The following is a 16,112-nucleotide window of genomic DNA, read 5'->3' as shown; positions in this document are numbered from 1 at the left end:
CAGCGCCAGCAGGTGGCCAAGGCGGTCACGCGCGCCGCCACCAGCCTGGTTCGCGCGGGCGGGCCCACAGCGCTTCGGGCCCTGCCGAAAGTGGCGGCCAGCGTGCGCAGGACGGCGGCCAGCAACGGCACCCCGCCGGCGGCACGCCCGAAGGTGCTTGTGCGCACCATCGCCCGCCTGGCGCAGAACCCCAGCGCGTTGCGCAGCCTCTCGGCCCCGTCGCAGCGGGCGCGGCAGATCATGTCCTCGCTCGGCGGTATCGGCGGGGGGCAGGATGGCTGGGGCAGTGGCCAGGGATGGGGCCGCCAGGGCATGCGCGGACGCCGCATCCGCATCCAGGGCCCGGCGACGATCTATATCCGTCCGGACTTCTAGGCACGGCATGAGGGCAAAGAGGGCACGGTCATGGACGGAGGTGCTGCATCCATGCCGGATGGCCGCGGCGCAGCGATCGAGCGCTTCTTCGACGCGAAGCGCCGTGGCCTTGCCAGCCGTGCCCGCCGCCTTGTCGGCCTGACCCGGCAATCCGTCGGGCTGCGGCAGGAGGACCTGCCCTTCGCACCCTCCCAGGCGCATTTCGCCGCGGCGAACCAGCGGCTCTGGGCCATCGACCGCGCCGTGCGGATGCGCCTCACCGCCCTGGCCCGCCTGCCGCGCGGCGCTTCCCTTGAGGACCGTCTCCTTGCCATGGCCATGGTGGAACGCGAAGTGGACCGGTCGCGGCGGGCATTCGGGCTGTTCTTCGAGGTCTTCGCCCAGCGTGGCACCGCCTTCGCGCGGCCGCTGGCGGCGCATGACGCCATTGCCCGCGATTGCTACGCGGCGGTCACCGCGGCGGCGCCACGGATCTTCCCGGGAACGCTCCTGCCGCCATTGACCTACCTGGAGCACGGTTACTCACCCGCCACCATCCGGCGCGGCGTGACGTTGAGCCGCCTGCTGGGCGAGACAAACCCCTTCCCCCTGATCCGGATCCCCTTCGACCGGGACCGGCCATGGCAGGCCGTGTTCCTGCACGAGGTCGCGCATAACCTGCAGGCAGACCTTGGCCTCTGGGTGGAAGTGCAGAACGCCGTCCTGCTGCGCCTTTCGGAGATGGCGATGCCGCCACGCGTCACCAGCGTCTTCGGCCGATGGCAGAAGGAGATCTTCGCGGATCTCGCGGCGCTGTTGCTGGGCGGGCCGGCGGCGGCCTGGGGCATGGCGGAATTCCTGTCCCACCCCGCCGACAAGGTGATGACCTACCGCCCTGGCGGCGCGCACCCGACAGGATATCTCCGCGTGCCCATCATGGCGGAGATGCTGCGCCGCATGGGCTTCGGACAGGATGCGGCGGAACTGCTCGGCGTCTGGACCGGCCTCTACAACCCGCGGCGGGGACACCGTATTCCGCGTGCCATGCTGGCCTCGGCGCGCGAGGCGATCCCCGCCGTGGTCGACGAGATTGCCTTCCAGCCCCGCCGCGCGCTGGCTGAGCGGGTCCTGGCGAGCGTGATTCCCTTCACCAGCCGTGACCAGGCGGCCATCCGGCGCGGCGGGCTGCTGCTCGCCCGCGGCCGCATGCCGGGCGACCTGCCGCCGCGCTTCCTGGTCAGTGCCTGCCACTACGCGCTGGCCGCCGGGGTGGCACCCCATGAACTCGGCAGGATGATGCTGGAGCGCCTGGTGCCAGTCGGTCATGGCGCCGGCACCGCACGCCCCGCACCGGCCCAGATCGAACCCAAGGTCGCATGAGGACGCGCATGAGAGACGCCCCTTTCTTCCGGACCAATCCGGCGGCCACCGGTTCCCCGGCACGGCCGGGCCCCGGCGCGGCGGCTGCCAGCCAGGGCCCGCAGGTCGATCTGCCCGAACGGAGCCGCGGCGTGGCAGCACAGATCGTCGACAACATCATCCGCCAGCGCCTGCGCATCGGAAACCCGAACGACCCGGTCGAGGTAGCGCGGGGATTGCGCCAGCTCTTCCCGGGTGAGGCGCGGGAGCTGGAGGCGGAAGCCGCCGGCTTGCCCACGCCCCTGGAAATCGCCGCGGCGCCGAATGTGCGCGCCGTGGAATCCATGGCGACGAGCGCCGAGATGGCACAGGCCGAGCAGGCCGTGGACCGCGACCTGCTGGCCCTCTCCACCGACCACCGCCTGGGCGACATCACGCAGGAGATTTCTGGCTGGTGGAACTCCATCCGCGGCATCCTGGCGGAAGGCCAGAGTGCCGCCGCCCTGGCGCTGGACCCCCGCGCCCGCGACAGGCTGCTGGGTGCCCGGCGCCAGTTGGGCGAGTATTCGCGGCTCGCGCGGATGATCGGGGCGCTCAGCCCTGACAGCAACTCGTCCTACCGGCGCCTGGGGAGCGACCTCGACGAGGCCGCCTCCCTGCTGCTTGTGCTGGCCGGCGAGAACCTGGCCGGGCGCAGCCTCGGCAACCTGCGCGTGCTGCCTTCCATCGCCGCCAGCGACCTGCAGGCACGGCGGGACGGCGTGATCGCCGGCCTGCGCGCCATGTTGCAGAACACCGAGGGAACCTCCTCCTCCGACGGCTTCCCCTGGGCCATGGAAGGCTACCGCAAGTTCATGCAGCAGATCGAAGCCAGCGGTCATCTCGACCTGCGGGCGCTGCTGGACGAGGCCACCCTGGGTCGCGCCCTCGACGGGCTGGTCGAGCAGGCCGCACGCAACGACGCCGCCGGATTGCGCGCCCTCGGCGCCACGGCGGAGCTTTCGACACAGCAACTCCATTGGCTGCTCAACCTGGGCGGCAAGGTAGCCTCCGCGCCAGGGCTCGCGCAGTTCCTGAAGGCGCTTCAGCTTTTCCTCGACAGCTTCACGACCAGCGCGGCGGGCCACCGGTTGTTCTACATCACCCGCCCGCTGATCGCGCAGCGTGCGCGCGCCAGCATGGGGCAGAACAGCGCCGTGGCGCAGCGAATGACGCGGCTCGCCAGCCTACGCACGCAATTCGCGGCCCGCGCCGACTGCTTTCTGGGTTGCAACTGCGACGCCAAGGATGTGCTGCTGCAGATCATGGTGGACAAGATCCTGCATGACCTTGACCGTGCCATGGACCTCTACATCTCCGGCCACGACATTGAGGGCAAAGGGGAGCCGGAGTGGCGCGCCGCGGCCTATGGGCTGCTGGCCTATGTTCTTGCCACTGCTCTGCGTGGCAGGACAATCCTGAAGGCCGGGGCAATCAATGTAGCCCCGATCAGGATAATTGCCGGAATAGGGCGCCGCAGGACGGGTCCGACGACCGGAGCAACCAGTGCCGCTCTGATCAGGCTACTCACCAAGGTGGGGCGCCTGCTGGGGGAGGGCAAGATCGACAAAGTGACCCACCGCCCGCTCCCGGGGACTCCCGAGCCGATGTTGCAGGCCATGGAGGACGAGCTCTGCCTGCAGAGCCTTGCCCAGCAGCGCCTCGCCTCTGTCATCGCGACCATGAGCTTCGGCTGCGTGCCGCAGGAACATGTATCCAGCGCGCTTTCCGAGATGATCGGCGACGCGCTCGAGCTGATCCGGGGACGAGGCGCTCAGACCTGCTCGCCGCCGGAAATCGGCCTTCCCGATATACCGCCCCTCTCCGCGCAGCGGTCCGCGCGTGCTCTGGAACTCATCCGTGGGGAGGCCTTCCGTGCCGCCGGGAGCTTGGCGGGCATCAACACCGATACCTCCGCCATCGCCAAGGCTGTCGACCGGGTCGGGGCAGCAAGTATCGATGCCGCGCAGCATGTCGGCCCCGCCCGGAAGGCCATCGAGAAACTCGCTGACGACTTCAGCAGGATGCAGAACAACAGCACGACCATTGCGAGGCTTATCGAAGAGCTTCGCAACTGCGTCTGCCGCATCGCCGATAACACCGATATCTCCACCATCGCCAGGGCCGCCGACCAAGTAGGGACTGCCGGCGCCGATGTCGCGCGGCATCTCGGCCCCGCCCGGGACGCCATAGAGCAACTGGCCAACGACTTCAGCAGGATGCGGAGCAAGAACACGACCATCGCGAAGCTCATCGAAGAACTCCGCGACGGCGTCCACCGCATTGCTGAGAACCGGGACGAGACGAATGGGCAAGCCAGTTCCTCAACGGGAACAAGCCCGCCCACGCGGTCGGGCGGTCCTCCGAAAAAGTCATCGTGATCCAGAAGAGCAGCCGCGCAGGCGGCGCCATCACCGAGGCAAAGGGCTCCGACAATGGCACTGGACGACAAACTGACGCTACGGAGCATGTTTCCGGGCTTCACCGACCAGGCGCTGCAGGATCTCGATCCCGCGCTGCGTGAGCGCGTCGCGCGTGAACTGGAGGAGCGCGCCCGCCGCCTGGCCGGTGCTGCCTCCGGAGATCCCGCCGGCGCCTTCTCCGATCTTCTCGGCCTCGCCGCGGGCGGCCCCTCCGGCTTCGGGGCGATCTCCTGGCCGGAGATCGCGGCGGATTTCGATGATTCCATCATCCCCGCGCAGATCCAGGCCGCAGCGGAACTTTACTTCGTTTACCAGCACGAGCGCATGGGCGTGTTCCGGGTGGTGGACCTGTTGCGCCGCCTGTTCCACGAAGGGCGCATGAAGGTGCATCGCGGCCCTGGCGCGCGCGGCCTCTACCTGCTCGACAAGTGGCAGCCGCTCCGCTACGAGCCGCGGGACCGGCTCGCGGCCTATATGCGCGTCTTCAACTACGGCCGCGCCCCGCGCCCGCCCGGCGCCATCGTCAATGTCAACTTCCACTTCCAGCTCGTGGCGCTGATGACCGCGCTGGCGCAGTATTTCCGCGACCTCACGATCTCCGAGGTCATCAAGGGCAGCCCGGCGCTCGACCAGAGGCCCTTCGGCACCCTCGCCGTCGTTCAGCGCCTCGGCACGGACCTGCGCTACGCGCTGGACCGGGCGAGCTACGGCAATGTCATGGCCCTGGCGATGGAGGCGAGCGTCTACCTGAAGCAGATCCTGGAGATTCTCGACGCACCGGACATCAAGAAGTCCTTCGACGCCCGCACCAAATGGGATGTCGTGGAAGCGGTGCTGAACCAGCGGATGGGCGGCGCGCGCGAATTGTCCCAGCGGGCCAAGATGGCCGAGGCGGGGCGGGCCGTGCTGCTCTGGGTCTCCGGCAGCGCCTTCGACACCAACCAGACGCCGGCCGACTTCCAGGCAACGGCGCAGACCGCCGCGGCGCAGGCCGAGGCCTGGATCGCAGCCTACCGGATGACGGATGAAGGGCGGCGCTTCCCAGGTGTCACGGAATCCCTGCGCTGGGCTGTGGGCATGCCGGCGCGGGATGCGCGGATGGTGCCGATCTGATCGCGGATCTTGTTGAGGTTGCCATGAACGCGCTCTGGAATCCGCCTGGCGCCGCCACGAACCTGGCACTGCCCGCCTCGGTGGAGGGCTGCGTGCTGGATGTCAGCCTGTCGCTGCGGCCCTGCGGCCTGTTCTGGACACTGGGCCTGGCCCGGGCGATGCCCGTCTGGCTTCCCCAGGGCCATTGGACGCTGGTGCAGGACAAGAGCTATGCGCGGGAAGAGCGGGTAACCACGAAGCTTGGTGGCATGGACGGTGTGGCGGGTGCCAGGGCCTTCGGGCAATCCACGCGGGAATGGGCCTCGGCACGGCAGGAGCTGCGCCTGGAGGGCTGCCCGAACATCTACTGGACCGCCGATAGCTGGGCGGAATCGGTGCTGCCCAAGGACGACGACCCTGGCCTGATGGACCGGCGCGATGCGCTGGCGGCCGCCTTCGATGCCCGCCTCCTGCCCCGGAACCATGGCGAGGAGCCGAGCCCGGGCGCCCCCCTCACCGCCCCCGACATCCTGGCGGATTGTGCCCGGGATGCGCTGTCGCTGGCCGCGGCGCTGCGGGCTTCCCGCCCCATGATCCTGGCCACCATGGACCGGGAGGCGGAGAGCCCTGCCCTGGCCCATTGGCTTGAGCGTTCCGGCATATGCTGCAAGCCCCTGGCGGAAGGGCCTGTGCGGCAGGCCCTGCGCCGCTGCCTGACGCCCGCGCTGCTGCGAAGCGGGCTCGCTGTGCCGATCGAGGCCGGGCAGTTCCGCGTCGCCGGCCTGCTGCTGGTGGCGCCGCGCGTCCTGGCCGCGACGCTCGATGACAGCCTCGACTGGGGCGCCGCCTCGGCCAACGAACTCCGGGAATTCTGGGACGACGCGAGTGCAGTGTGGTGGGAGGTACCATGAGCGGACTCCTTTACGACAACGACCTGGGCCGCGCGCCCGGCCATGCATGTGCCTGCGGCTGCAGGCAGTGCAGGAAAGGCACCGGCGCGATCGACCGGCTGGCCCGCCGTAGCCTCAGCGCCGCCCTCGCGCATGCGCAGAATGGCCGCTTCGAGGCGCCCCTTGGCGCCGAGGCCGGGCACCCGAGGCGCCTGACGCTGCCTGGCACCTTCAACGGATGGCGCGACCCTGTGCCACTGATGCGGGTGATCGGGCGCGCGCAGCCCGCGCCGCCAGCCGACTTCACGGAACCCAACCGCTTCCTCCTCTACAGGATCGCGCGGCGGGGCGAGGCAAGGCCGCTCTATATCGGCATGGCGCCCGCCGCATCGGTTCAGGGGCGCGTGTCCTCGCATGTCCTTCCGGTGATCGCGCCGCAAGGCAAGCCCCTGCGCCGCCCCCCCAATCCGGCGGGCAGCGAGGTCGCCAGGCTGCAGCAGGAGATCGCGGCGGAGTTCCGCGCCGACAGGCGGCTGGCGGCGATCACCGTGCAGATCGGCGGCGTGAGCCCGGACCCCGGCACGCCGCTCGACACCAAGCTGCTGCGGGCCTTCGAGGTCACGCTGCAGGTCCGCGAGCGGCCCAAATCCTATGTCGGCAGTGCCTGGACCTTTGAGGAGAAGAAGCCATGAGGCGCCTTCACCGTGTCGCATCAGGTGCCGCCGGGCCTGTGCGCCGTGGCGGCTGGAGCCCTGGCGGCGGCTTGCCCCCGCCCATCACAAGGCCATGGGGTTACCCGCCCTGGCGGCGCGGCCCGCGATGGCGTGGCTGGGGAGGAGCCATCCCCTGGGGTTCGGGCTGGTGGGACTATGTGCCGTGGGACCCGCAGGGCCTGCCGCCGGTCGACCCCTGGAGCAATCCCCCGGGTGACGATCCCCTGGCCACCGCACCGCCGCTGCCATGGGATGGCGGCTACTGGCCGGACGAGCGCCGGAGCGCCGAACAGCCTGGGGAGGAGGATGCGGACCTTTCGGTGATCGGCCCCTCCGATGACCGCGTGCAGGAAATCCGCACCAAGCTCTACCCCTGGAACACGATGGTTCATCTGTGCCGCGACTTCGGCGGCGGCGGGTGCTCCGGCTGCAGCGGGGTGCTGATCTCGCCGCGCCGGGTGCTGACGGCGGCGCATTGCATCTGGAGCCTGCAGCGCAGGCGGGCACCCGTCCGCATCATCGTCGTGCCAGGGCGGAGCGACCGGGGGACCATGCCCTACGGCACCATGGAAGCCCGGCGCTTCTGGGTTCCGCGCGGCTTCATCGAGGGGCCGGAGCGTGGTGTCTGGGACTGGGGGTTCATCGACCTTCCACGCCCCTTCCCGGGCCTGCGGCGCTTCATGCCGCTCCGTTCGCTGCCGGATGCGAGCATCGCGCGGATCAGGGAGCGTGGGCGCATCACCGTGGCGGGATACCCGTCCGACCGGCCACTCGGCACCCTTTGGCGGCATGCGGAGCGCCTGGTGCGCTTCAGCCCAAGGCGCCTGTTCCATTCGGTGGATACCTGCCCGGGCCATAGCGGCAGCCCGATCATCACGCGCCTCGGGAACGATGCCGCGATCATCGGCGTGCATACAGCCGGGCTGCTGGATGCGGAGGGGCGTTCCCATGGCTGCAAGCGCGGGGCGTTGCTGGCCCCTCCGGGCACCGTGAACAGCGGTGTCCGGATCACGGCGGAACTGGTGGCGGCGGCAGCGGACCCCTCACGGATGATTGCCGGGGCTGGCGCCATGGTGGCGATGCCGTGATTGCACTTCGGCAACGGAATGATTGAGCCGGGCGAGCCGGTTGAGGCATCCTGGGCGGGCATGGCAGCAGGCTGCAACTCCATCCGGCGGTTGGGGAACCATCCTTTCTCCGCCAGAACATCGCCCCGGCGGAACCCTTGGAGACTTCAGGTGAAGCCACAGTCGGGCCACTTCGGCGCTCATGCCGTTCCAAGGCCGTTGATCGACGCCATCCGGTCACGATGGGTGCGCCGCGCAGAAAGCGTGGAGGCCGGCCATACTCCAGGACCGATACCGGGCGATGGCGAGGCAGACACGGCGTGGGGAAGCGCAGCAGCGCAGCCGGAGGAGGTTCCGGTGGCCTGCTTCAGCATCGCCGGGCATTCCTGCGAGGTGGTGCCCGACCATGCTGCTCCGGCAGGGAAGGAGATCCTGGGCAGTCTCGCGCTCTGCGGCCGGCGGTATGTCGTGCTGAAAGGCGGCTTGGAGCAGGAAATGCCGAGCCTGCTGGATGTTCTGACCCCACGCGAACTGGAGATCGCCTTGCTGGTGTATCACGGCTGGGACGCCAAGGCGATCGGCCGCCGCCTGGATATCAGCTTCCACACGGTGCGCGTCCACACCGGACGCATCTACGCCAAGCTCGGCATGAACAAGCAATCGGAACTGGTAGCCTGCGTCGCGCGTCAGTGGTGGCTCGTCGAGAAGAAAGCCGATTGCGGCAGGAGCCTCACTGCACATGGCAGAGCAAGGGAAACCTAGACCGGCGTCAGGAACCGTCGGAGCCCGGCGCGGCCTGTCGCGAGGCAGGATTCGCTCAGGGGTGCCATTCCTCGGAGTGCATCGGGGCAGCATGGCGATGCCTTTTCCCGGCGGCATCGGGCGTGGATTCCTCTCAGCGGAATATCGGGTTGATGGTGGCCGTTCCCCCACTTGACCAACGCGCCCGGGTTGATGGCAGATCTTCCGCACCATCGGCCCAGGACAAGCGCGGCACGTCCATCGGCCGCCTCTACCACAGGAGAGACGCTGCATGGCCGCTGAACGCAAAGTGGCCCTCATCACTGGCTCCGGCCGCAATATCGGCCGCGCGGTCGCGTTGGGCCTGGCGCAAGAAGGCTTCGATATCGTGGTGAATGGTTCATCCAACCGCGCCGCCTGCGAGGCTGTGGCACAGGAGGTGCGGGCGCTGGGCCGTGAAGTGCTGGTCGCCATGGGCGATATTGGCGATGCCGCAGACTGCATGCGGATCGTGGAAGAGGCCCTCGCGCGTTTCCGGCACGTCAACGTGCTGGTGAACAATGCGGCCATCCGGCCAGCCGCTCCTTTCCTGGCTACGGATGAGGAGACTTGGCGCCGGGTACTGGCGGTGGACATGGACGCCGCGCGCTGGCTCGCCAGCGCCTGCCTGCCAGGGATGCTGGAGCGCGGCTGGGGGCGCATCATCAACTTCACTGGCATGAATGCCATTCAGGGTTATGCGGGCCATGCGGCTGTATCGGTCGCCAAGCATGGTGTCTGGGGCCTGACCAAGGCACTGGCGAAGGAATTCGGTGGCCGCGGCATCACGGTGAACGCCATCTCGCCCGGCCCGATCGCCAAGGATGGGCAGACCCGCGCAGGAATGCCGCGAGACCCGGTGGCCGTGCGCATTCCCACAGGAAGACGCGGAACACCAGCCGAGGTGGCCGTGCTGGCCCGGACCCTGGCTTCGGATGCAGGTGCCTTCATCAACGGGCAGATGCTGCAGGTGAATGGCGGCGCCCAGACCTGAAGGCTGCCCTGGCCTTCGGGCGGCGAGGATCAGCCGTCCACATGACCCACGCGTGGATCAGCCGCACGATGTTGACTGATGCCTGCTGGCGGCGTGCAGCACCGCCTGCCGGACCTTCAGGTTGTTGAAGGGTGGCCGCAGCCAGTTCATCCGCAGGGAAAGCGAATTGTTGGCCAGGCGCGTCCGCAGCTTGATGCCGTGCCGGCCGCGCATCATGTCCATGTCGTCGGCGCCGATATTCGTCACCACCTGCACCTCGCTGGCGGTCAGCGCATTCACCACGCTCTGCTGGTCGGGGATTTCCATCCACCCGACGCGGTCCACTTTGACTACTTTGCCGCCGCCATGCCCAACAACCTCTACTGACCCAGCCTTGCGACATGGCCCGGGGCCGGCCGCTGCAATACCTCGGCGAAGCGTTGCGGTAGGTCCGCCAGCCAATGCGCCGTGTCCTCGGCCATCACGGCGCGCGCGGCGGTCGCGTCGCCGGCGATCATCGCCGCCCAGAAGCGGCGCAGCACCGCGAGAATCCACTCCTGCCGCACCGTGTTGTCGGTTACCGGCACCACGGCCGAAATGACATAGAACTTGCGGTAGAGCGCCGCCATCAGTTCCGCCAGGAAGCGGTTGCGCAACTGGCCGCAAACGCGGCGGCGGAATTGCAGCAAGCTTTCCCCGAAATTTTCGCGTTCGGAGACGTCGATGCTGTCGATATCAGCCAGGATCTCCTGCCGTGCCGCCATCGGCAGATGCGCAGCAAGGTCGGTGATGAAGGCGTCTTCCAGCCAGTTCTTGGTTTCGTAGATGTCGCGGATCTCGGCCGGGGTGAAGTTCACCACATAGAAGCCTTGACGCGGCCGGCTCACCAGCACCCCCGCGCCCTCCAGCTCCCTTGCCGCTTCGCGCACAGGGCCGCGGCTGATGCCGAAGCGCTCCGCCAGATGCACCTCATTCAGCCGCCCGCCCGGCCGCAACGCACCCTGGGCGATCATGCGCATCAATTGCCCTCTCACGGCCTGCGCCAGGCTGGGAGGATGGAGGGACATGGTAGCGGTGAGATCCATCTGTTGTCCTCCGGAGGTGGTCCGCTGGCGGGCGCGTCACCTATTCGTCGACATCCATCGCGTCAACTGTTGACAGTTAACTTAGGCATCTTTAGCACTGATTTGGCTAGCATGTCGCGCACGTCGCAGGAGTTGTTCCATGACGATCACCGCACCTGGCCCCCTGAGCCTCGTCCCCTTCGTCAGCGTCGAGCACATGATGGAGATCGTGCTGGACATCGGCGTGGAGCGCCTGTTGTCGGAGCTGGCTGGCTATATCGAGGCGGATTTCGCGCGGTGGGAGCTGTTCGATAAGACGCCGCGCGTTGCCGCGCATTCTGCTGAAGGCGTCATCGAGCTGATGCCGACCAGCGATGGGGAGACCTACGGCTTCAAATACGTCAACGGCCACCCGAAGAACACGCGGGAGGGCCGGCAGACCGTTACCGCCTTCGGCATGCTGGCCAAGGTCAGCGACGGCTATCCGGTGCTGCTTTCCGAGATGACGATCCTGACCGCGCTGCGCACCGCCGCCACCTCCGCCCTGGCGGGGAAGTATCTGGCGCCCCCGGGCAGCCGCGTCATGGCCATGATCGGCAACGGCGCGCAATGCGAGTTCCAGGCCCTGGCCTTCAAAGCCCTCTGCGGGATCGACACCGTGCGCCTCTATGACATCGACCCTGCCGCGACGCGCAAGGCCGCGCGCAACCTCGCCGGCAGCGGCCTGACGGTGGTGCCCTGCGGCAGCAGCGAGGAGGCGGTGCTGGGCGCGCAGATCATCACCACCTGCACCGCCGACAAGCAGTTCGCCACCATTCTGACGGACAATCTTGTCGGCAGCGGCGTCCACATCAACGCCATCGGCGGAGACTGCCCGGGCAAGACGGAGCTGCATCGTGACATCCTGCTGCGCGCCGGCATCTTTGTGGAATACACCCCGCAGACACGGATCGAGGGAGAGATCCAGCAGCTGCCGCCGGATCATCCTGTCACCGAGTTCTGGCAGGTGGTCGCCGGGCGGGCGGAAGGCCGGCGGGATGCGGCGGAGGTGACGGTTTTCGACAGCGTCGGCTTCGCGACGGAGGATTTCTCCGCCCTGCGCTATGTGCGGGACCAGCTGCTACGCACGGGCAAGTACACGCAGCTCGACCTGTTGGCCGACCCGGACGAGCCACGCGACCTCTACGGCATGCTGCTGCGCGCCGGCTTCCAGGCCGCCGCCTGACCATGTTCCTGACCAACCGCGACACCGTGGAACTGGCCGAATGGCGGCAGGGCCTGCACCGGATGCCTGAACTCTCAGGGCAGGAGAAAGGCACCGCCCAGGCGGTCCGCGCCATGCTGGCCGCCGCCGGCGCGGACCGCGTGTTGTCCGGCCTCGGCGGGCATGGCGTGGCGGCGGTGTTCCATGGCACGGCACCCGGCCCCACAGTGATGTTCCGCGCCGAGCTGGATGGGCTCCCTATCCAGGAAATCTCGGACGCACCCCACCGCTCCAACGCACCGGGCCGGTCGCATGCCTGCGGCCATGACGGGCACATGGCCATGCTGGCGGCACTGGCGCGTGGCTTCGGGCGGCAGCGGCCGCAGCGGGGCCGTGTGGTGCTACTGTTCCAGCCGGCGGAGGAGGATGGCACCGGCGCCGCCGCTGTGATCGCCGACCCGGCCTTCGGCGCCATCCGCCCGGATCTCGCCTTCGCCTGCCACAATATGCCCGGCCTGCCGCTGGGCGCCGTGGCCCTGGCCGAGGGGCCGGCGAACTGCGCTTCCGCCGGCATGCGGATCGTGCTCTCGGGCCGCACCGCCCATGCCTCGGCGCCCGAAACCGGGCTTTCCCCCATGGCCGCCATGGCACGGCTGATGCCCGCGCTGACGGCGCTGGGTGGCGGCGCCTGGCTGGCGCCGGATTTCGCCATGGTGACGGTGACGCACGCGGCATTGGGCGAAGCCTGCTTCGGCGTCGCGCCCGGCCGAGCCGAGGTCTGGTGCACGCTGCGCAGCCTGAACGACGCCCAGATGCGGCGCCTGCGCGCCGAGGCTGAGGCCCTGGCGCGGCAGGCCGCGGCGGATGGCGGCCTGGGCATCGAGATCGGCTATCAGGATGTTTTCGACCATTGCGAGAATGCGCCGGAGGCCGTGGCGCATCTCCGCCGTGCCCTGGAGGCCGAGGGCATCCCGCACGGCCCGCATGGCCTGCCGCTGCGGGCCTCCGAGGATTTCGGCCGCTTCGGGCAGCTCGCGCCATCGGCCATGTTCCTGCTTGGCGCGGGCGAGGACCGGCCCAGCCTGCACAACCCCGATTACGACTTTCCCGACGAGCTGATCGCGATCGGCGCGCGCGTCTTCATGCGCACGGCACGGGACATCCTGGGCTCCGCCGCTACCGGGGCCACCGCTCACGCGACACCCGCCCCCGCACCGGAGGAACCCGCATGACAGCCCTGCCCCGCCGCCTGATCCTGGGCGCCGCCCTGGCGCCCGCCCTCCTGCCGGCGGCACGCCCCGCGCGGGCGCAGCAGGCGGGCCGCCTGCTCGACCTCGCCGTCGGCGCCCCGCCCAGTTCGGTGGACCCGCATTTCTATACCCTGACCCCCAACAACGCCCTGGCGGCGCATCTCTTCGATTTCCTGGTGCATCGCGACGCGCAGGGCCGCCTGATGCCTGGCCTCGCCACGTCCTGGAAGCTTCTCGACGACACGACCTGGGAATTTGAGCTGCGAGAAGGCATCCGCTTCCACAACAACGAGGCTTTCACGGCGCGGGATGTCGCCTACACCATCGATCGCGTGCCAAGGGTGGTGAACAGCCCTGGCTCCTTTGCCGTCTATACCAAGGCGATCCAGCGGGTGGAGATCCTGGACCCGCTGCGCGTCCGGCTGCATACCGCCGGCGTCTATCCGCTGCTGCCGGCGGACCTGTCGCAGGTGGCCATCATCTGGCACGGGCTGGGTGAAAATCCCGCCACGGGCGACTTCAACAATGGCAAGAACGCCATCGGCACCGGGCCCTTCCGCCTTGTCTCCTTCCGCTCCGGCGACCGGGTGGAACTGGCGCGCAACGACGCCTACTGGGGCAGGAAGGCGGCCTGGGAGCGGGTGAACTACCGCATCATCGCCAATGACGGCGCCCGCACCGCGGCCTTGCAGGCGGGCGATGTCACCTTCATCGACGCCGTGCCAACCAACGACATCGCCCGTCTGCGTGGCGAGGCCGGCCTGGCGCTGTCGGAGATCACCAGCCTCCGCTCCGTTTATCTCCGCACCGACTTCCGCACGGAATCCCCTTACGTGACGGGGCCGAATGGCGAGGCTATCCGCAACCCTATGACGGATCTGCGCGTGCGGCAGGCGCTTTCCGTGGCCATCAACCGCCCGGCCATCGCGGACCGCGTCATGTCCGGCGCCGCGCTGCCGACGGGCCAGCTGATGCCGCCGGATACCTACGGCTATGTGCCGGACCTGCCTTTCCCCGCCTTCGACCCGGACAAGGCGCGAAAGCTGCTGGCGGAAGCCGGGCTGCCCAATGGCTTTGGCGTGACGCTGCTGGCCTCCAACGACCGCTATGTGAACGATGCGCAGATCGCGCAGAGCATCGGGCAGATGTGGAGCCGCGTTGGCATCAAGACCAAGGTGGAGACCCTGCCCTTCGCCGTGGTGGCGCAGCGCGGCGCGCGGCGCGATGCCAGCATCACCATGGGCGGCTGGTCCAACTCAGGCGGCGAACCCTCTGCCGGCCTGCGCGGGTTGCTCGGCACCCGCGACATGGAAAAGGGCTGGGGCACCGTGAATCATGTCGGCTATTCCAGCGCGAAGTACGACAGCGTGCTGACGCAGGCGCTGGCCACCGCCGACGATGCCGCGCGCGAGAAGCTGTTCCAGGAGGCCACGCGCATCGCCGCCGCCGATGCCGCCTGGGTGCCGCTGCACATCCAGAAGAATATCTGGGCCATGCGGCGCGGCGTCAGCCATACGCCCCGGGCGGATGAGATGACGCTGGCCATGGATGTGCAGCCCGCCTGAGCCTCCGCCTAGCGTGCCGCGTCCAGGATGCGGCGCGCCAGGCGCAGGTGCAGACCCTCGACCATCTGCCCCTCCAGCGAGATCACTCCGGCTTCAGGCTGGGCCGTGAAGGCCGCGACGACCTTCGCCGCCCAGTCCAGCCGCGCCGCATCCGGCGTGAAGGCCGCGGCCACGGGGCCGATCTGGTCCGGGTGGATGCAGAGCTTGCCGGCGAAACCGTCCCGCGCCGCTTCCGCCGCCTCGCGCGCCAGGGCCTCGGGCCGGCGCGGGTCGGGGAACGGCGTGTCGATGGCGGGCAGTCCCGCCGCGCCGGCCGCCAGCAGCATGGCCGCGCGCGCCTGCCGCACGGGAGCGGCGTAGCGGCCCTCGTCATCCCGTGCCACGACCCCGAGGTCGGAGGAGAGATCCTCCGCCCCGAAGCACAGGGCCTTCAGGCGCGGCGGGGCATTCCGGTAATCCAGCCCGTGCAGGGAGGCCGCCGTTTCCGTCACCAGCGCCAGCACGCCGATCTGCCCGGCCTCCAGCCCGGCAGCGGTTTCCAGCGCCTCCAGGTGATGATCCAGGGCCAGGATATCGGCCATGCCGGTGCATTTCGGCAGCATCACCGCCATCGGCGCGCCGGGCACCACGGCCGCCAGGTCCCGCAGGTACCATGGGGTGGTGCGCGCATTGACCCGCACCACCACCTCCCGCCGGGCGCGGCCGGGCAGCAGGGCCGCTATCTGCTCCCGCGCTTCGTCCTTGCTGTCCGGCCCTACGGCGTCCTCCAGGTCCAGCACCACGGCATCGGCGGCGCTGGCCAGGGCCTTGTCCCGCTTGCGGGCGGAATCGCCAGGCGCGAAGAGCAGGTTGCGCAGCCGCATCACGCCGCCTCCGCCGGGCGGCGATGCACCAGCACCGTGCGCTCGCAGCGCGCCACCACCTCGTCCCGCTGGTTGTAGGCCTCGTGCAGCAGCGTCACGACGCCCGCATCGGGGCGGGACTTGCTGGCCCGGGCATTCAGCACGGTGCTGCGCACGCCCAGCGTATCCCCCGCGAAAACCGGCACGGGAAAGCGCACATCCGTCATGCCGAGATTGGCGACGGCGGTGCCATTGGTGGTGTTATGCACGCTCATGCCGATCATCAGCCCCAGCGTGAAGAGCGAGTTCATCAGCGGACGGCCGAACTCGCTGTTCTTCATGTATTCGGCGTCGAGATGCAGGCGCGCCACATTCATGGTCATGCCGCAGAAGAGGGTGTTATCCGCCTCCGTCAGCGTGCGCCGCCAGCCTGCATCGACCACGAGACCTTCGGTCAGTTCCTCGAACCACAAGCCGGACATGCCGGTCCTCCCTTG

At 69.0% G+C, this 16,112-nt stretch carries 16 protein-coding genes; 12 read left to right on the top strand and 4 right to left on the bottom strand.

All coding sequences use genetic code 11. The annotated features are described in order from the left end of the window. The 9 genes from IBL25_RS08900 to IBL25_RS08860 all read left to right on the top strand — a co-directional run. A partial coding sequence (locus IBL25_RS08900) for a hypothetical protein (RefSeq protein ID WP_238940295.1) occupies positions 1-375 on the top strand: 375 nt, incomplete at its 5' end. A gap of 51 nt (positions 376-426) precedes the next feature. Next, positions 427-1,734 (top strand): hypothetical protein, encoded by a 1,308-nt coding sequence (locus IBL25_RS08895; RefSeq protein WP_187778198.1) that lies wholly within the window; start codon positions 427-429, stop codon positions 1,732-1,734. A gap of 8 nt (positions 1,735-1,742) precedes the next feature. Then, entirely contained in the window at positions 1,743-4,133 is a 2,391-nt protein-coding gene (locus tag IBL25_RS08890) for a hypothetical protein (RefSeq protein ID WP_187778197.1), read from the top strand. A gap of 54 nt (positions 4,134-4,187) precedes the next feature. Then, on the top strand, positions 4,188-5,288 hold the full coding sequence (locus IBL25_RS08885) for a hypothetical protein (protein ID WP_187778196.1): 1,101 nt from the start codon (positions 4,188-4,190) through the stop codon (positions 5,286-5,288). A gap of 23 nt (positions 5,289-5,311) precedes the next feature. After that, complete coding sequence (locus IBL25_RS08880; protein WP_187778195.1) at positions 5,312-6,178, top strand: hypothetical protein; 867 nt, start codon at positions 5,312-5,314, stop codon at positions 6,176-6,178. Further along, a complete protein-coding gene (locus tag IBL25_RS08875) occupies positions 6,175-6,849 on the top strand; it encodes a hypothetical protein (protein WP_187778194.1) in 675 nt (224 codons plus the stop codon). The genes IBL25_RS08880 and IBL25_RS08875 overlap by 4 nt, the downstream gene beginning before the upstream one ends. Next, positions 6,846-7,958 (top strand): trypsin-like serine peptidase, encoded by a 1,113-nt coding sequence (locus IBL25_RS08870; RefSeq protein ID WP_187778193.1) that lies wholly within the window; start codon positions 6,846-6,848, stop codon positions 7,956-7,958. Before IBL25_RS08875 ends, IBL25_RS08870 begins: the two co-directional genes overlap by 4 nt. Positions 7,959-8,294: 336 nt before the next feature. Then, positions 8,295-8,699: a response regulator transcription factor gene (locus tag IBL25_RS08865; protein WP_187778192.1), complete on the top strand. Its 405-nt coding sequence runs from the start codon at positions 8,295-8,297 to the stop codon at positions 8,697-8,699. A 271-nt stretch (positions 8,700-8,970) separates the two neighbouring features. Further along, a complete protein-coding gene (locus IBL25_RS08860; protein ID WP_187778191.1) occupies positions 8,971-9,711 on the top strand; it encodes an SDR family NAD(P)-dependent oxidoreductase in 741 nt (246 codons plus the stop codon). A gap of 57 nt (positions 9,712-9,768) precedes the next feature. On the opposite strand, the gene IBL25_RS27260 is transcribed toward IBL25_RS08860, so the two are convergent. Both IBL25_RS27260 and IBL25_RS08850 read right to left on the bottom strand, forming a co-directional pair. Next, entirely contained in the window at positions 9,769-10,152 is a 384-nt protein-coding gene (locus IBL25_RS27260) for an ABC transporter substrate-binding protein (protein ID WP_275295968.1), read from the bottom strand. Next, positions 10,071-10,775: a GntR family transcriptional regulator gene (locus tag IBL25_RS08850; RefSeq protein ID WP_187778189.1), complete on the bottom strand. Its 705-nt coding sequence runs from the start codon at positions 10,773-10,775 to the stop codon at positions 10,071-10,073. The genes IBL25_RS27260 and IBL25_RS08850 overlap by 82 nt, the downstream gene beginning before the upstream one ends. Positions 10,776-10,914: 139 nt before the next feature. Here IBL25_RS08850 and IBL25_RS08845 point away from each other — a divergent pair, with 139 nt between their 5' ends. From IBL25_RS08845 to IBL25_RS08835, 3 genes are read left to right on the top strand one after another with little or no spacing between them, the layout of a single operon-like run. Next, positions 10,915-11,979, top strand: coding sequence for an ornithine cyclodeaminase (locus IBL25_RS08845; protein ID WP_187778188.1), 1,065 nt, complete (start codon positions 10,915-10,917; stop codon positions 11,977-11,979). A gap of 2 nt (positions 11,980-11,981) precedes the next feature. After that, entirely contained in the window at positions 11,982-13,190 is a 1,209-nt protein-coding gene (locus tag IBL25_RS08840; RefSeq protein WP_187778187.1) for an amidohydrolase, read from the top strand. Beyond that, positions 13,187-14,773, top strand: a complete 1,587-nt coding sequence (locus tag IBL25_RS08835) for an ABC transporter substrate-binding protein (RefSeq protein WP_187778186.1) — start codon at positions 13,187-13,189, stop codon at positions 14,771-14,773. Before IBL25_RS08840 ends, IBL25_RS08835 begins: the two co-directional genes overlap by 4 nt. Before the next feature lie 8 nt (positions 14,774-14,781). Here IBL25_RS08835 and IBL25_RS08830 read toward each other — a convergent pair whose 3' ends face one another. Both IBL25_RS08830 and IBL25_RS08825 read right to left on the bottom strand, forming a co-directional pair. Further along, on the bottom strand, positions 14,782-15,636 hold the full coding sequence (locus tag IBL25_RS08830; protein WP_187778185.1) for an HpcH/HpaI aldolase/citrate lyase family protein: 855 nt from the start codon (positions 15,634-15,636) through the stop codon (positions 14,782-14,784). Next, positions 15,636-16,097 (bottom strand): MaoC family dehydratase, encoded by a 462-nt coding sequence (locus IBL25_RS08825; protein WP_187778184.1) that lies wholly within the window; start codon positions 16,095-16,097, stop codon positions 15,636-15,638. Before IBL25_RS08825 ends, IBL25_RS08830 begins: the two co-directional genes overlap by 1 nt. Between the last annotated feature and the right edge of the window lie 15 nt (positions 16,098-16,112).

The sequence above is a fragment of the Pseudoroseomonas ludipueritiae genome (genome assembly GCF_014490445.1).
GTDB lineage: Bacteria > Pseudomonadota > Alphaproteobacteria > Acetobacterales > Acetobacteraceae > Pseudoroseomonas > Pseudoroseomonas ludipueritiae.
The sequence above is the reverse complement of the archived record's forward strand: the minus strand, read 5'-3'. Positions and strand labels throughout refer to the sequence as shown.

What these genes read in the sequence shown, in the direction of transcription:
- IBL25_RS08895 (WP_187778198.1), top strand. Translation starts at nt 427, where the DNA reads ATGCCGGATGGCCGCGGCGCAGCGATCGAGCGCTTCTTCGACGCGAAG.
- IBL25_RS08890 (WP_187778197.1), top strand. Translation starts at nt 1,743, where the DNA reads ATGAGAGACGCCCCTTTCTTCCGGACCAATCCGGCGGCCACCGGTTCC.
- IBL25_RS08885 (WP_187778196.1), top strand. Translation starts at nt 4,188, where the DNA reads ATGGCACTGGACGACAAACTGACGCTACGGAGCATGTTTCCGGGCTTC.
- IBL25_RS08880 (WP_187778195.1), top strand. Translation starts at nt 5,312, where the DNA reads ATGAACGCGCTCTGGAATCCGCCTGGCGCCGCCACGAACCTGGCACTG.
- IBL25_RS08875 (WP_187778194.1), top strand. Translation starts at nt 6,175, where the DNA reads ATGAGCGGACTCCTTTACGACAACGACCTGGGCCGCGCGCCCGGCCAT.
- IBL25_RS08870 (WP_187778193.1), top strand. Translation starts at nt 6,846, where the DNA reads ATGAGGCGCCTTCACCGTGTCGCATCAGGTGCCGCCGGGCCTGTGCGC.
- IBL25_RS08860 (WP_187778191.1), top strand. Translation starts at nt 8,971, where the DNA reads ATGGCCGCTGAACGCAAAGTGGCCCTCATCACTGGCTCCGGCCGCAAT.
- IBL25_RS08850 (WP_187778189.1), bottom strand. Translation starts at nt 10,775, where the DNA reads ATGGATCTCACCGCTACCATGTCCCTCCATCCTCCCAGCCTGGCGCAG.
- IBL25_RS08845 (WP_187778188.1), top strand. Translation starts at nt 10,915, where the DNA reads ATGACGATCACCGCACCTGGCCCCCTGAGCCTCGTCCCCTTCGTCAGC.
- IBL25_RS08840 (WP_187778187.1), top strand. Translation starts at nt 11,982, where the DNA reads ATGTTCCTGACCAACCGCGACACCGTGGAACTGGCCGAATGGCGGCAG.
- IBL25_RS08835 (WP_187778186.1), top strand. Translation starts at nt 13,187, where the DNA reads ATGACAGCCCTGCCCCGCCGCCTGATCCTGGGCGCCGCCCTGGCGCCC.
- IBL25_RS08830 (WP_187778185.1), bottom strand. Translation starts at nt 15,636, where the DNA reads ATGCGGCTGCGCAACCTGCTCTTCGCGCCTGGCGATTCCGCCCGCAAG.
- IBL25_RS08825 (WP_187778184.1), bottom strand. Translation starts at nt 16,097, where the DNA reads ATGTCCGGCTTGTGGTTCGAGGAACTGACCGAAGGTCTCGTGGTCGAT.